We start from the raw sequence: 13,893 nt of genomic DNA, 5'->3' as shown, positions 1-13,893 counted from the left end.
TATGGAAACCGGATACAGAAGTCTTCAGAGCAGTAATTTATTCGTGGAATGTTTCAGAGAAAGCATGCCCCTGGTTATTGCCGTAACACTGCTATACCTGTACTATAACAAGCGGATCTCTATTATCGATACGCTACTCTACGCCTTTGCAACAGAAGCCTATACCATGCTTGTAATCGGGCCTACTTTTACGGCTACTTTTTTTGTTGGCATTTATATCTTTGTAGAACAGGCGCATCAGTTATTTACCGGCAAGCAATACATCCGTAAAGAATATCTCTTTTTATTGATATTACCCCTGCTATCTAGTGTTGTAGTATTCCTGATCACACAATTTTACAAAGATCCTTTTAATTATCCTGGTGGCAGGTTGTACGCTTTTTATACCAAGCCCATTTATTTTTACCTCAAAACCTATCTGCCTTTATTTGCCATTGGCGCCAAGATCGTGCAGGAAAGAGGACAGCTTTCATTTGAAAAATTTGCCAATAGCATAAAAAAAATTGCGGTTATATCCTGTATCATAGCCGCAATCCAGATTGTAGTACAGCTCGTTTTCCAGAATGTAGAACTTAGCGAGCTTTTAGGGCTTCAAAGCCGTTACCTAATCATGGAAATCAATGGCCCGCTCGGGGTTCGCGTACAGGCCCTGTTCTCCGAACCTAAAATATTCAGCGCCTTTCTTTCTTTAGCTATTCCCTTTTTCTTGAGGGATCGGAACTACAGGGCGGCCGCGGTAATGTTTGTTGTAGGTATACTCACCTCTTCGCAAACCTTTTGGGTTAATATCATGGCTGGTGGTCTTCTTTTTTTCTGTCTGCCAAAATTGATGTCGGTGAGATGGAAAATAATTGGTACCATGGGCATGATCGTTGGTATTTTCCTCGCCATTGCGGCCTCCAAGGAATATTTCATGAAACAATACCTGGCTAACCGCAACCATCCCGTATATCGGCTGCTACTTGAGAGATCCACTTACCGCTATAATAATGAGATATGGCGCAAAAATAACATTTTTCTAGGGATTCCGCTGCAGCGGGATATGGAACTACCGGTAGTAGATTTTTTGAAGGATGAACCTTATCTCTTTATATCCGGTTACGGAGCTGGAAACAGCACCTTCATTCCTCCGCGTTATTTTTTCGGGCAGATGAGTTATCAAAACCGGGTGGAAGGCATTGGCGGCCAGAACCTAAATATGCGCTGGTTCTTTATTCTGGCAGAATTCGGTGCTGTTTCCCTGTTTTTCTTCTTCCTGATACTAACCAGAACGGCGCAGGAGACTCCACCTTTTCAACGTAGTTATCTGGCATATCTGGCTGTTTGTTTCTTTTTTAGTCAGATCGATCTTTTTTTAGTCATAGTGGCATTACTCTGTGCATATAACGAATCAATAAATGAAAATGGACATGAACAAAGTACATAGTATGCTCTGGGGGATTCGATTCCGACTGTCTTTATTGTATCACTACCTTTTCAATAAAAAGGTTAGAAGGAGAACGACATGGCATGAAATGCTGTACCACCTGTTTTCACCACGGATGTATAAGGTGGCCAATGAAAAAGCCACCTTGGTAAATAAAGACGAAAAATACTGCTATTACCAGATAACAGGTTATGAGGACTTATTCATTTACCCTGCAACCGCACCGTTTTACAGTTTTGCCATGATCATAACCGAAGCAAGGCCGCAACACTGGCATTACTACGAAATTCCGCAAACAGCAATTGCGCCAGGAGACGTGGTTGTTGATTGTGGTAGTGCAGAAGGTTTTTTTGCCTTTAGACATCAGTACACTGCCGGTCGCATTTATATACTGGAACCTTTGCGCTTGTTTATAGATTCCCTTCAGCAACTTTTCGGACAAAAAGATAACGTGGTGATCCTGCCCGTAGCGGCAGGTGATACCTGCCAAAAGGCATATATCAACATGACCTCCGATGACACTGTCCTAAATGGTACCGTTGGTCAGCACAGTGAAAACAGTGAAGCGATTGAAGTAGATGTGGTTACCATCGATAGTCTTTTCGCTGATAAAGGGATTATGATAGATTATCTGAAGGCGGACATTGAAGGATTTGAGGAAAATATGATCAGGGGTGCGATTGAAACCATCCGCACAAGCAAACCGAAAATAGCGATCACCACCTATCATAAAGGACAGGATTATGAAAAACTGATCGCTTTGATTAAAAGCGTGGTACCGGAATACAATTATCTCGTAAAGGGGATTCATTATTTATCCGGCAACCCAGTAATGTTACACATGTGGATATAAAGACAATTTTAGATGCAGGTATTTTTCGACAACAGTGTATTTTCCATTCAGAAAGCCGGCGGTGTATCTGCCTATTGGTATGAACTGCTGTCTGGCATGTGCAACAGCGAGCTTTCAATAGGCTTTTTAAATGCACGGCCAAAATCAGACAATATTTTTGAAAAGAAAATAGACTATAACCGCTTCCATTGTATCCAGGAGAGCAGGATACCCTTAAAGTACCTTCGGTATCTGCCGCTACGTTATACCCTTCCTACTGCTGCCATTTTTCATGGAGGATATCTACGGATATCCCCTCAAAAGGACATACTAAATATCCTTACCGTGCATGATTTTGCCCATGAGCGAAAGTTGGCCTCAAAGTTCCCACGAGGACTGGCAAACACAATGCAAAAGGCGTATGGCATCAGACGCGCCGATGGTATCATATGCATCTCAAATAGTACCCGACAAGAACTACTTCACTTTTTTCCTGGCATTAACCCAGCGAAGATAAAAGTGATCCATCATGGCATCGGTAACTTTTACCCGATTAACAAACAGCAACCGGCTAACTGTTCGCTTGACATCGATCTCCGTGAAAAATTTATCCTATATGTAGGTGCTCGCAGGAATTATAAGAATTTTTTTACGGCAGTAAAAACAATAGAGCTGCTGCCCCCATCCTTCAACCTGGTAGTGGTAGGTGGTGAGCTATGGGATAAAAAAGAAATAGGTATGATGAACAAAAAAATACCAGGGCGCTATCGTATTTTCCAAACAATAAGCCAGTCCGATCTCAATATATTATATAATCATGCTTTCTGCCTTCTTTATACTTCCGCTTATGAAGGCTTCGGATTTCCTCTGGGAGAAGCCATGAAAGCTGGTTGTCCTGTAGTAACTACCAATATGACATCGATGCCCGAAGTAGTAGGCAAGGCCGGACTAATGGCCGACAGGCCAGACCCCCTGTTGTTTGCTGAAAAGATCAGCGCGCTAGAGAATGAAACATTTAAACAACGGCTGATTGCCCAGGGACTGCAACAGGTGCAACAATTTACATGGAACAAAAGTGTACAAGAAACAATTAATTTTTATAAAGACTGCTGGAACCTCAAATTTTCGACATGAATATGCTTTTTAAAATAACAGATGCTGTAAAAGTATTCCTGGCCTCAGGCAGGAGCCTCGGGGCGCTATCAGAAAAAGGTGCCTCGGTTGCTTCTACGCTGATACTGCACAACTGTAGGCATTACATACCGGTACTAGGTACTATTATAGATGCAGGCGCTAATCAGGGCCAGTTTGCAATAGCTGCAAATCACTTCTACCCTGGTGCACATATACATTCTTTCGAGCCGCTACCTGAAGTATTTTCGATTTTACAACGTAATACAAGCAGGTTAAATAGCATTAGCACTTATAACATGGCTTTGGGCAACTCAAGCGGAACACTTGAATTTTATAGTAATGCTTACTCTCATGCCAGTTCGGCTCTGCATGTATCTGCACTGCAAAAAAACATGCTCCCTAAAACAGCCATTTCCCACCAGATAGAAACACCTGTACAACGATTGGATGACCTGCACTACAAAATACTCTTTACCTCGCCGGTATTACTTAAAATGGATGTACAGGGATTTGAGAAGGAAGTATTAAAAGGTGCAATAAACAGCCTGCCACAAATTGATTACCTGTTATTTGAAACCTCTTTTGTTCAGATGTATGATGGTGAACCTCTGTTTGATGAAATGCATGATTTTGTAAAAGAACTGGGTTTTGAATTCATTGCCCCTGTAGGCTTCCTTCAATCTGAGAAATTACAAATCCTACAAATGGATCTTTTATATAAAAGGAAAAACATATGAAAATTGTAGTTAACGATCACTCAGGCCACGCCTTCACCCTTCAGCTTAGTAAGCAGTTCGCACAAAGCGGGCATCAGGTATTGTATGCTTATTCGGTTTCCTTCCAATCGCCCAAAGGAAACTTTGAAGACCTTCACCATTCAGGATCTGGCCTAAGCATACTGCCCATTACCATTAAAGGTAAATTCGAAAAATATTCTCTTTTAAAAAGACGGAAACAGGAAATTGAATACGCTCAGCAGCTCATCACTACACTGAAAACATTTCAGCCTAACGTGGTGGTAAGCAGTACAACCCCATTATTTGTGCAGCAGCATTTACAAGAATACTGCATCAGGAAGGGAATCAAATTTGTATACTGGTGCCAGGACATATATTCTATTGCCATTCAGCAGATTGCAAAACAGCGACTGGGTTTTATGAGCTTCCCATTGTGGTACTACTTCAAAAAACTGGAAGCTGGACTGCTGAGAAAAAGCACACATGTGATCAGTATTACACCGGCCTTTAATGACCTCTTTCAAAAATGGAAGATTGATCCGAAACGGGTAACCTACATTCCCAACTGGGCACCTCTTCCTGAAATAACACTTAAAGGCAAAAACAATGAATGGGCTAACCGGCACCAGGTAGCTGATAAAACCTGTGTAGTTTATTCGGGTACACTTGGATTAAAGCATAATCCATCCATACTATCTGCCGCAGCCCAATATTTCCGCAAACATAAAGAAGTGCTTTTTATTATTATCTCCGAAGGTTTAGGGGCAGATTTTCTGCAAAAAGAAAAAGAAAAAAAGCAGCTGGACAATCTCCTGTTACTTCCCTTTCAGGATTTTCAAGACATGAGCCTAGTATTCGGCACCGCAGACATCCTGCTGGCTATACTAGAAAATGATGCTAGCGCCTACTCAGTGCCTTCGAAAGTACTCGCTTACCTGTGTGCAGAAAAACCGATAGTACTCGCAATGCCCCCAGATAACCTGAGCGCCGCTATTGTAGTAGATAATAAGGTAGGCTATTGTATTACACCGGATAATTTGCAAGGCTTTTTCCAACTGATTGAGAAACTGGTAGCCGACCCCGTGTTACGAAGGAGAATGGGGCGTAATGGCCGTGTATATGCAGAAAAAAATTTCGACATCACACATATTGAAAACCAATTTATGGAAGTATTTAACACCATCCTAAACTAATTAAGAATAAGCTGTTCCTGTTCATAATCCTCTAATCGCGCATAAAATGAAAACTGGCTCTCCTATTAATTTCTTAGTAAGACTCCTGATAGATTATCTTGTATTGCTACTGGCATTTCTGTGCATTTATCATTATATTTTTGGCTTGAGAAGTGTGTTCTTTTCGTTATTCAACCTATTACTGTTTAGTATAAGTATCACCTCATGGACCATTATTGGGATGTCGGTCCATTTATACGAGGAATTTAGAACAAGGTCGTTCGCTTACGAATTTATAGCTATTCTTAAAACTACCTTACTTCATACCTGTTTCTTCACATTCCTGTTCTTCTATTGTTTTAAATACTACCCTTATCCTAGAACCTTTACTTTACTACATGCTCTTTTAATCTTTATAGGCATTACAGTGATTAAATTCATTGTAAAACAATCATTGCTGCGGCTGAGATCAAATGGTTATAATATAAAAAATGTCCTGATAATAGGTACAGGCGATACCGCAATGAAATTCTATAACACCATTACATCCAACGACCATTTCGGATACAGGTGTGTTGGATTTATAGATGAACAAACCAATCCCCATCTCAACGGGCAGTATCTGGGTAAAATATCTGATCTCCCCAGAATCCTGGAAGATCATGAAATTGACGATGTTATTGTAGCCTTACCTGAAACGCAGAATACAGAAATGGAAAAAATTATTATCGCCAGTGAAAAAGAAGCCAAGCGGGTAAGGATTATAGCAGATTGCCACCGCTTCTGCACTTCAACGGCTAGCATGAATTTATTCGGCACATTTCCACTTTTAACGATCCGTACCTCTCCGCTGGATGATCCGGCCAAACAAAGGTTCAAACGCATTTTTGAACTTTGCCTCACCACTATACTTTTCATTACTATTTTCTGGTGGCTGTTTCCCTTCATTGGCCTGCTCATCAAACTTTCTTCCCCTGGTCCCGTCTTTTTTAAACAGGAGCGGCAGGGCTTAAACAACAAAAAAATAATCTGCTATAAATTCCGCTCGATGATACGCAACAGCGCTACCATAAACACAAACGGACAATATCTTCAGGCCACATTGAACGATTCAAGGGTTACCCCGATAGGAAAGTTCCTTCGGAAAACAAATCTCGACGAGCTTCCTCAATTTTTCAATGTTTTAATAGGAGATATGGCACTGGTAGGGCCACGTCCCCATCCCATTCCATTACACCAGGAATCAAAAAACACCATACAGAATTATATGCTAAGGCATGTAGTGAAGCCAGGAATTACTGGCTGGGCGCAAGTGAACGGCTACAGGGGTGAAACCAAGGTCGAAGGCCAGATGCAGAAACGTGTTGACTTTGATCTGTGGTATATTGAAAATTATAGTATATGGCTAGATTGCCAGATCATTTTCCAGACACTGATGAATATGATCAAAGGAGATAAAAACGCTTATTAGTTATGAAGCTGCTTTAGCGCGACAATATTCTGAAAAGAAAATATTTCATAGTTCGTGCTGTTGTACGGTCCCAGCGCTTTCAGCCCATCAGGCAACATCCGATAAAAATCGTATCCAGGTAACACATCCACAATATCCTTGAAAAAGGTTCTGGAGATGATATTCATCTCATTGAACTCCAACTGTATAACTTCCACCATTCCGCCAGCGATGGTTTGCCTGGCTCCTTTTAGCACACTCAGCTCATGACCTTCTGTATCGATCTTTAATAATGCGATCTTCGAAATATCATGTTTCGCTACAAATTCATCAATGGTGGTAAGGGTAATAGCTACTTCCTCGGCTTTCCCCTTATGAAGATGTTCTATTACGCCTTTATACATGCTGGCATGTTCTGATCCGCCATCGCCCTGATAGTCGTAAATAGCAGCCATACTATGTGCTTCCCCTGCTCCCTCTGGCACCGCTGTGAAATTGTACGCCACCGCGACCTCACTTAGTTTATTGAATGCTACCGGGTGTGGCTCAAAAGCAAAGATTGGCTGGGTAACCCCATTCTTTCTTAGCATCACCGAATAGTTACCTATATTGGCACCAATGTCTAGAATCGCCCCTGAATCAAACTTTCTGAGCGCCTTCAAAAACTTAATAAATGCTTTCTCACCTGACACGGTGTCGTTCTCATAATTCCTGAGACCCAATCCGAACAGACTCAGCTTATACAAAAAAAGATTCGCGGGATAAAAAATCCGCCGTGCAAACAAGAGTACATATACTCTTTTAACAGATTTTCCCAGGGCATTCATACTTTAAATGTTATCATCAGGCTACAATATTATAAACACTAATGTACTCATATTTTGTACTGTAAATGTATTCACTTTATTCACAGCACATTAAATTCGATTAATTTGAAGTGGTGGGTTGATTCCTGAATCAGACAGTTAAAACAATGGCAGAAAGAAAAATTTCGCACAAGCAGTGTAAACAAACCGTTTCAAAAGATGGCTTTGTGAATATTCCTCTTGGTGGAGCCGTTCATTGCTTTAAAAATACTTCCGAAAAACCTGCACGATTGCTTTGCACAGTAGTACCTGCCGGACTGGAAAATCTATTTCATGAAATAGGTACGCCTGTTCTTCCTGGGCAAACGCTGCCCATTCCTGAACTAACAGAAGAGCGGAAAGCATTTTTAAAAGAGATGGACTTGAAATACAATCAGCAAACCTACCCCAAGGATTTTCTGGGATAGTAGCCTCATGACTTGTTTAATAAAAGAAATGAGCAACTGGCACAGTTATCGCTTACTGTATTACCATGAAACAGATATATCTAATTGTAGCGTTATCGGCAATGTTACTTACCAGTGCTTGTTATAGCATCAGAACTGCTGGTAACAGTGGGAAAGTTCCACCAGGGCAAGCCAAGAAAGGAACAGGTTCAAAATCGGCCAGACCTTTTGCTCCAGGACAACAAAAAAGAAATTAAAAAAGAAAACCCTCCAAATTTGGAGGGTTTCTTTCTTTATTACACAAACAACTAATGTTTTCCTTTGCCATTTCCATGGCCTTTTCCGTTTCCTTTATTAAAATGTTGTGCTTTTGAAGGCTTTTCTTTGTAAAAATTACCATTGCCTTTCGCCGGCGAATATTTATGCCCTTTGCTTTTCCCTATTGCCGATTGCCCATGTTTGCCTTTAAATTTCGCATATTTTACTTTGTGGGTTTCGAAATAACGGTAAGGTTGACGTGAGTTAATTACGACCTTGTAGCCGTTATATAAGTCGTACCCGCTATATCTTGGCGGAAGAGAGGTGGTAAAAACCCAGCCTCCAGCCCCCATATAAATAAACTGTTTCTTAGGCACATAATAATAGCTCTCAATATCGGGCAGATAATAATAATCTACATAATCGTAACCAACTGGGCCCCATGCTGGTTGTGCCCCAATGTTTATGTTTACACTTACCTGGGCCTGAGCTTTAAAAGTAAGGCCGCCGCTTACCATAAGTAACAACAGCAAGAATAGCTTTTTCATCGTTTTAAATTTAGATATGAATAATGGGATTTTACTGTTTTAAAGTAACCGTGCCCAGCGATGTATTTTGACCTAAAGCCACTTTAACGGCAGTAATGGTACTATCTCTATAACCAACAACCGGTGCAAATTTAACCGAGTAGGTACCAGAAGATAAGCCACCAACTGTAAATTTACCTGTTAAAGGATCTGCAACGGTACCCACAGTATCTGTACCTGCAATAACCAATACTTCAGGATGGCTTGCTAAAGGCAAAACAGTTCCAGAAATTAATCCGGTAGTGGCCGATGCAATTCCACGTACCACTGGTTTTAATAAATATTTTCCGTTTCCGGTGCTTACGATAGATTTCGCCGCATCAAAGTCTAATAGTAATGTATAAGCAGCACCTTCAACCAATTCTGGATTAGCGGTTAATTTCACCTTCCAGCCAGATGTTTGTGCACTTGGCGTTTTAAGTTCCTGCTGAACACCATTTACCACAATGGTATTTCCGGTTTCGTTAAGTACCAGTCTGATTTCGGTAATTTCACCTGAAGGCATTTCACCTGAAGCAACCAAAATATCAGGATTACTGGTGCCGATCCTAAAATCAAGAATATCGAATATACCTGCGCTGGCTGCAAATACATAAGGTTTATCGCCCGATACCAGTACAATCTCTTTTACACTTAAATTGATCTTATCGAAGTTACCTGGAGCATCGGTCATTTTAATCTGAACTTTAGTCGTTCCCTGGCTTGATTCATTTTTTTTACATCCATAAAAGGCAGTCATCCCGATTACGGCGAAGAGGACTAAAATGGTATTTACAAAATTTGTTTTCATAACTGAAGATTTTATTTAAAGTTTTACGCTTCAAAGTTGATGGCCGAAGATGAAACCAACATGAAATTTAAAATTTATTTTTTTCATCTTAATTTCATGTTGTCCATCTACTTTTGAAATGTGAGCGCACCATGTATGGTGGTTTTTAGGTAGGGTTTACCTCTTAGGGGGTAAACTTTTTTTATATTTATAAAATGATCCGATTCGCCGTTATTTTTTGCCTGGCAATTGCCCCGTTATCGGGTGTTTTTGCCGTGCAACAAGATTCTACCGCTTTAACTGTTTCAAATCCTCAAGAAGAACTGATTAAAAAACAGGATAAAGAAAAAAAAGATAAACAACCTGAAAATCAAAAACCTGAGCCACTTCAAATCAAAGAAGTACCAAAAGCCAAAAAACAGCTAAAACCCATGGCGGTAAAGCCCAATGTAAAGGTAAAACCCATCAAGATTATTAAACCTAAGATTAAAAGGCCATAAATATATGCGCACCCGTCTCTTAATTTTCTTCTCGTTTTTGGTCATATCGAATGTAAAAGCGCAGCAAGATTCGACAAAAGCTACGCTTACACTTGCGGCCATGTACAATAGTAACATTAATTATTACGGACAGGTTACCCCTGAAAAATACCCATATCTACTCTTTAACGCCACTTTACGGTTTCCAAGCGGTTTATATTTTTCGGGCGGTGGTTATAAGCTCTTAAACTATGGCTCAACCATTTCGGAAACAGATTTAGGCATAGGTTACGATTATGATTTTAATGAGAAACTTACTGCCGGACTAACCTATACCCATTCTTTTTTCCCTGCTAATTCTCCTTTGCTCCAGGCATCCAATAACAATAATATCAATGCATCGGCCGCCTACCACTGGCCTTGGTTTAAAACAGATCTTAGCTTAGATTTGGCCTTTGGAAAGCAAACCGATGGATTTATCAGTTTTGGAAATTCAAAAGAAATTGAACTGGGAACGGTGTTCAACGAAAAGAATCTCATTTCAATTACGCCAGCTATAGAGATTACTGCAGGTACCACCCACTTTTATGAAACCTATATCATCGAAAAAAACAAAAGGCAAAATTCGAATGGAAATGGAAAGGGAAAAAGTGATACGGCACCCGGAATAGTTAATGGAAATACCAGCGAGGTAGTGGAAAACACAGTCAATCAGTTTAAGCTATTGTCTTACAATTTTAAGTTACCTTTAAACTGGAGTAACGGAAATTTCCTTGCCGAAGCCAGTTATCAATTCTCCATACTTGGAAACAGAAAAGAAGAAAATGTAAAACACCAACAATCTTTCTTTGGTTTAGCAGTTTACTACCAATTTTAATCAACATGAAGGTACTGATCATAGAAGATGAAAAAACGCTTGCCTTTGAAATGGAAAAGTTTCTTAAAAAGGCTTTCTTCTTATGCGACCTGGCCCATAGCTTTAAACAGGGCTTTAATAAGCTAGAGTTAAATCAATATGATTATGTGCTGATTGACTTAGGTCTGCCAGACGGCGATGGCTTTGAACTGCTCGGCAAGGCGAAGAAAAGCAATCCAGATGCGGCCTATATTATTCTTACCGCCAGAGGTAAATTAGAAGACCGCGTGGCCGGCTTAGACATGGGCGCAGATGATTATTTAGCGAAGCCTTTTTTTTTACCCGAGCTTCAATCGCGGATGCAGGCCATTGCCAGGCGAAAATTTAAAGTGGCCGAAGAGTTAATTCCCCTCGGAAATTTTAGCATCGATCTGCAAAAACGCTTTGTATTTTTTGAGGAGGAGCAGATTGAACTTTCGCGCAAAGAATTTGATCTTTTAAGCTACCTTTTACTGCATAAAAACAGGGTGCTTACCCGGATGCAATTGAGCGAACATATTTGGGGCAATTTTGTTGATGATGATTACGACTCAAACTACATTGATGCACACATTAAAAATATCAGGAAGAAATTAAATGGTTATGCCTCTACCGAATGGCTAGAAACCGTTAGAGGCGTTGGTTATAGAATTAAGAAGTAATTTGAAACTATCTACTAAACTCACTTTATTTATTACGGGATCTAAGCTCGCCATTGTAGGTCTGTTTATCCTGTTGCTCCCTTTTTTAATCAGGCAGATTGCTTCTAACTACACCAATTTTTCGCTTAGAAACCAGCAGAAAAAAGTACTCCAAAACATCAATAAAAAGGGAATAGATTATTACTTCGAAGGGGATAACAGTTATGGTAGCTACACCATGCTGAAAGATGAATACATTGCACTCGAAACGGTAGTACAAACACTGAAATTAGATACCATACGCGATACCAAACGTATAGTAGAACAAGATACCATCGCTTATCGGGTACTGAGTTTTACTTTTCAAAAAAACCAAAAAAATTATCTCTTAGAAATCGGCAAAACCACCGCCAGCATTAACCTTTATAATGATGCGCTCCAACGCTTTGCCTTATATGTGCTCATTATCCTTATTGCCCTAAGTATTATCATTGACCTGATTTTTACGCGGCAGTTAATCAAACCACTCGGTCAGATTATCAAATTAAGATTAACCAATAGCCGGTTTCCTTTTAAAAAGAAACATGGCCATATTAACACCAGTACCCAAGACTTTAAATACCTCGATCATTCGCTCATTTCGTTAATGGACCAGATTAATGAGGCTTTTGAAAAAGAGCGGGAATTTACAGCTAATGCCTCGCATGAGTTTATGACGCCCATTAGTATATTACAAAACAAGATGGAAAATCTGCTTACTGAGGAATCGGCATCCGAAGCGGTACAGGAACATGTTGTTGACATGATGAAAACACTAGAGCGGTTAAAGAAAATATCGCGTTCGCTCCTACTCATTTCGAGAATAGAAAATGAACAGTTCTCCAAACAGGAGGAGATAGAACCCCAAACACTTTTTAATGAAATAGTGGAAGAAATAGGCCATAGGCTCGAAGAGAAAAACATTCAAATCGACATCGAGCTTAGCCATAACAAACGTTTAAGCCATATCAATCATGACCTTTTGTTTCAGCTCTTTTATAACCTAATTAACAATGCCATTAAGTTTAACAAAGAAAATGGAAGCATACAGATTTCTGATCATCTTGAAAAAGGTTATTATTCTATTCTGGTTAGCGATAGTGGCCAAGGTATTAAAGCAGAAGATATACCGCATGTATTTGATCGTTTTAAAAAAACCGGTCATGCCGAAAATGCGGGCTATGGGTTAGGACTTGCCATTGTAAAAAGCATAGCGAATTACCTTAACTTAAAAGTTCAGGTAAACTCAATACTGGGTGAGGGAGCAAGTTTTAAAGTTATTTTCGAAATAGAACAACGCATTAGCAAATCTATAACCTAGTGCCGGAAGCTATAAATTTTTCATAAGAAGTGCCTTTTTTTAAATCCAATCCTCCCGAATATGCCGCCATTCAAAATGCATCATCAAGAATTCGAACCTCCTGAAGAACTACAGGATACGATAAAGTGCTTTTGGTACAACAGGAGAGTATCTGGAGCAGAACTATCGAGCTTTGAAGTTGTACCTGATGGTTACGCGGAGATCATTTTTCACTTTGGCAGCGGCTGTAGCATTTCTTCAGGTGGAGAATTGCGTCCACTACCCTCACCTTTTATGATGGGATTACTTAATCAGCCTGCTATTTTTTACACGAAAAACCGTTTTGAGATCATTGGAATCAGATGCTTTCCGTGGACTGTATTCGATTTGCTCGGCCTCCCATCCAACAAGCATGGATTACATCTATTTGAGCACCCCATGGCTCAGCTTCAACCCAAACTAAATGCATTTATTCTTGATGGGAAAATAGATGAAGCAGTGGCAGCAGTAAAGCAATATTTCTTACAGGCAAGAGCGCAGGTTGCTGCTAACAGTATGTTGTTCAAAGCCGGGATTGCCATGCAGGAAGCAAAGGGTACCATACCTGTGAGTGAGGTAGCGGCAGCAGCCCATGTAACGGTGCGTACATTGGAAAGAAACTTTAAACGATCTTCAGGCCATACGGTTAAAGATGTATCGGGCCTGATGCGTTTTGAGCAGGTACGTAACCAATTGTGGCTTGATCCGAATGCCAACCTGGCCAGTTTGGCACATGAGTTTGGTTATACCGATCAACCGCACCTCAGCAGGGAATTTAAACGTTACAGCGGCACTACTCCTGCGGCATTTGCCCGAAAGGCCAAAAAAGGCAAACAAGCGTTAAGCAACGACCTTCTTAATCTCTCCTCCTGAACCCAACGGA

Annotated in this window: 16 protein-coding genes; 13 read left to right on the top strand and 3 right to left on the bottom strand. The window is 40.4% G+C overall.

All coding sequences use genetic code 11. The annotated features are described in order from the left end of the window. Position 1: 1 nt before the first annotated feature. From FHT21_RS00225 to FHT21_RS00200, 6 genes are read left to right on the top strand one after another with little or no spacing between them, the layout of a single operon-like run. Positions 2-1,426 (top strand): hypothetical protein, encoded by a 1,425-nt coding sequence (locus tag FHT21_RS00225; protein WP_167292797.1) that lies wholly within the window; start codon positions 2-4, stop codon positions 1,424-1,426. Further along, positions 1,410-2,279 carry an FkbM family methyltransferase gene (locus FHT21_RS00220; protein WP_167292795.1) on the top strand — a complete coding sequence of 290 codons (870 nt, stop codon included), beginning with the start codon at positions 1,410-1,412 and terminating at the stop codon, positions 2,277-2,279. Before FHT21_RS00225 ends, FHT21_RS00220 begins: the two co-directional genes overlap by 17 nt. Positions 2,280-2,291: 12 nt before the next feature. Beyond that, positions 2,292-3,392: a glycosyltransferase family 1 protein gene (locus tag FHT21_RS00215; protein ID WP_167292793.1), complete on the top strand. Its 1,101-nt coding sequence runs from the start codon at positions 2,292-2,294 to the stop codon at positions 3,390-3,392. Next, positions 3,389-4,129, top strand: a complete 741-nt coding sequence (locus tag FHT21_RS00210) for an FkbM family methyltransferase (RefSeq protein ID WP_167292791.1) — start codon at positions 3,389-3,391, stop codon at positions 4,127-4,129. The genes FHT21_RS00215 and FHT21_RS00210 overlap by 4 nt, the downstream gene beginning before the upstream one ends. Continuing rightward, a complete protein-coding gene (locus tag FHT21_RS00205; protein ID WP_167292789.1) occupies positions 4,126-5,322 on the top strand; it encodes a glycosyltransferase family 4 protein in 1,197 nt (398 codons plus the stop codon). Before FHT21_RS00210 ends, FHT21_RS00205 begins: the two co-directional genes overlap by 4 nt. Before the next feature lie 46 nt (positions 5,323-5,368). Further along, on the top strand, positions 5,369-6,772 hold the full coding sequence (locus FHT21_RS00200) for an undecaprenyl-phosphate glucose phosphotransferase (protein ID WP_167292787.1): 1,404 nt from the start codon (positions 5,369-5,371) through the stop codon (positions 6,770-6,772). Here FHT21_RS00200 and FHT21_RS00195 read toward each other — a convergent pair. Continuing rightward, complete coding sequence (locus FHT21_RS00195; protein ID WP_167292785.1) at positions 6,769-7,578, bottom strand: FkbM family methyltransferase; 810 nt, start codon at positions 7,576-7,578, stop codon at positions 6,769-6,771. The two genes, FHT21_RS00200 and FHT21_RS00195, sit on opposite strands and share 4 nt — an antisense overlap. 146 nt (positions 7,579-7,724) lie before the next feature. Between FHT21_RS00195 and FHT21_RS00190 the strand changes: the two genes are divergently transcribed. Together FHT21_RS00190 and FHT21_RS00185 are read left to right on the top strand one after the other, a co-directional pair. Continuing rightward, positions 7,725-8,024 (top strand): hypothetical protein, encoded by a 300-nt coding sequence (locus tag FHT21_RS00190; RefSeq protein ID WP_208398842.1) that lies wholly within the window; start codon positions 7,725-7,727, stop codon positions 8,022-8,024. Between the two features lie 65 nt (positions 8,025-8,089). Continuing rightward, positions 8,090-8,260 (top strand): hypothetical protein, encoded by a 171-nt coding sequence (locus tag FHT21_RS00185; RefSeq protein WP_167292783.1) that lies wholly within the window; start codon positions 8,090-8,092, stop codon positions 8,258-8,260. Positions 8,261-8,311: 51 nt separating this feature from the next. On the opposite strand, the gene FHT21_RS00180 is transcribed toward FHT21_RS00185, so the two are convergent. Further along, positions 8,312-8,809 carry a hypothetical protein gene (locus FHT21_RS00180; RefSeq protein ID WP_167292781.1) on the bottom strand — a complete coding sequence of 166 codons (498 nt, stop codon included), beginning with the start codon at positions 8,807-8,809 and terminating at the stop codon, positions 8,312-8,314. A gap of 31 nt (positions 8,810-8,840) precedes the next feature. Further along, complete coding sequence (locus FHT21_RS00175) at positions 8,841-9,638, bottom strand: DUF4382 domain-containing protein (protein ID WP_167292779.1); 798 nt, start codon at positions 9,636-9,638, stop codon at positions 8,841-8,843. Between the two features lie 194 nt (positions 9,639-9,832). Between FHT21_RS00175 and FHT21_RS00170 the strand changes: the two genes are divergently transcribed. From FHT21_RS00170 to FHT21_RS00150, 5 genes are all read left to right on the top strand, one after another. Further along, positions 9,833-10,117: a hypothetical protein gene (locus FHT21_RS00170; protein WP_167292777.1), complete on the top strand. Its 285-nt coding sequence runs from the start codon at positions 9,833-9,835 to the stop codon at positions 10,115-10,117. A gap of 4 nt (positions 10,118-10,121) precedes the next feature. Then, positions 10,122-10,973, top strand: coding sequence for a hypothetical protein (locus FHT21_RS00165; protein ID WP_167292775.1), 852 nt, complete (start codon positions 10,122-10,124; stop codon positions 10,971-10,973). Between the two features lie 5 nt (positions 10,974-10,978). Then, positions 10,979-11,653, top strand: a complete 675-nt coding sequence (locus FHT21_RS00160) for a response regulator transcription factor (RefSeq protein WP_167292773.1) — start codon at positions 10,979-10,981, stop codon at positions 11,651-11,653. A 1-nt stretch (position 11,654) separates the two neighbouring features. Beyond that, complete coding sequence (locus tag FHT21_RS00155) at positions 11,655-12,992, top strand: HAMP domain-containing sensor histidine kinase (RefSeq protein ID WP_167292771.1); 1,338 nt, start codon at positions 11,655-11,657, stop codon at positions 12,990-12,992. A 75-nt stretch (positions 12,993-13,067) separates the two neighbouring features. Beyond that, the gene (locus tag FHT21_RS00150) at positions 13,068-13,883 is read left to right on the top strand and encodes a helix-turn-helix domain-containing protein (RefSeq protein ID WP_167292770.1); all 816 of its coding nucleotides are present in this window, start codon (positions 13,068-13,070) and stop codon (positions 13,881-13,883) included. Positions 13,884-13,893 lie beyond the last annotated feature (10 nt).

Origin of the sequence: Pedobacter sp. SG908, assembly GCF_011759615.1 — a bacterium.
In the GTDB taxonomy this organism is placed as follows: Bacteria; Bacteroidota; Bacteroidia; order Sphingobacteriales; family Sphingobacteriaceae; genus Pedobacter; species Pedobacter riviphilus.
The sequence above is the reverse complement of the archived record's forward strand: the minus strand, read 5'-3'. Positions and strand labels throughout refer to the sequence as shown.

Coding starts and splice junctions, on each gene's coding strand:
- FHT21_RS00225 (WP_167292797.1), top strand. CDS start 2: ATGGAAACCGGATACAGAAGTCTTCAGAGCAGTAATTTATTCGTGGAA.
- FHT21_RS00220 (WP_167292795.1), top strand. CDS start 1,410: ATGAACAAAGTACATAGTATGCTCTGGGGGATTCGATTCCGACTGTCT.
- FHT21_RS00215 (WP_167292793.1), top strand. CDS start 2,292: ATGCAGGTATTTTTCGACAACAGTGTATTTTCCATTCAGAAAGCCGGC.
- FHT21_RS00210 (WP_167292791.1), top strand. CDS start 3,389: ATGAATATGCTTTTTAAAATAACAGATGCTGTAAAAGTATTCCTGGCC.
- FHT21_RS00205 (WP_167292789.1), top strand. CDS start 4,126: ATGAAAATTGTAGTTAACGATCACTCAGGCCACGCCTTCACCCTTCAG.
- FHT21_RS00200 (WP_167292787.1), top strand. CDS start 5,369: ATGAAAACTGGCTCTCCTATTAATTTCTTAGTAAGACTCCTGATAGAT.
- FHT21_RS00195 (WP_167292785.1), bottom strand. CDS start 7,578: ATGAATGCCCTGGGAAAATCTGTTAAAAGAGTATATGTACTCTTGTTT.
- FHT21_RS00190 (WP_208398842.1), top strand. CDS start 7,725: ATGGCAGAAAGAAAAATTTCGCACAAGCAGTGTAAACAAACCGTTTCA.
- FHT21_RS00185 (WP_167292783.1), top strand. CDS start 8,090: ATGAAACAGATATATCTAATTGTAGCGTTATCGGCAATGTTACTTACC.
- FHT21_RS00180 (WP_167292781.1), bottom strand. CDS start 8,809: ATGAAAAAGCTATTCTTGCTGTTGTTACTTATGGTAAGCGGCGGCCTT.
- FHT21_RS00175 (WP_167292779.1), bottom strand. CDS start 9,638: ATGAAAACAAATTTTGTAAATACCATTTTAGTCCTCTTCGCCGTAATC.
- FHT21_RS00170 (WP_167292777.1), top strand. CDS start 9,833: ATGATCCGATTCGCCGTTATTTTTTGCCTGGCAATTGCCCCGTTATCG.
- FHT21_RS00165 (WP_167292775.1), top strand. CDS start 10,122: ATGCGCACCCGTCTCTTAATTTTCTTCTCGTTTTTGGTCATATCGAAT.
- FHT21_RS00160 (WP_167292773.1), top strand. CDS start 10,979: ATGAAGGTACTGATCATAGAAGATGAAAAAACGCTTGCCTTTGAAATG.
- FHT21_RS00150 (WP_167292770.1), top strand. CDS start 13,068: ATGCATCATCAAGAATTCGAACCTCCTGAAGAACTACAGGATACGATA.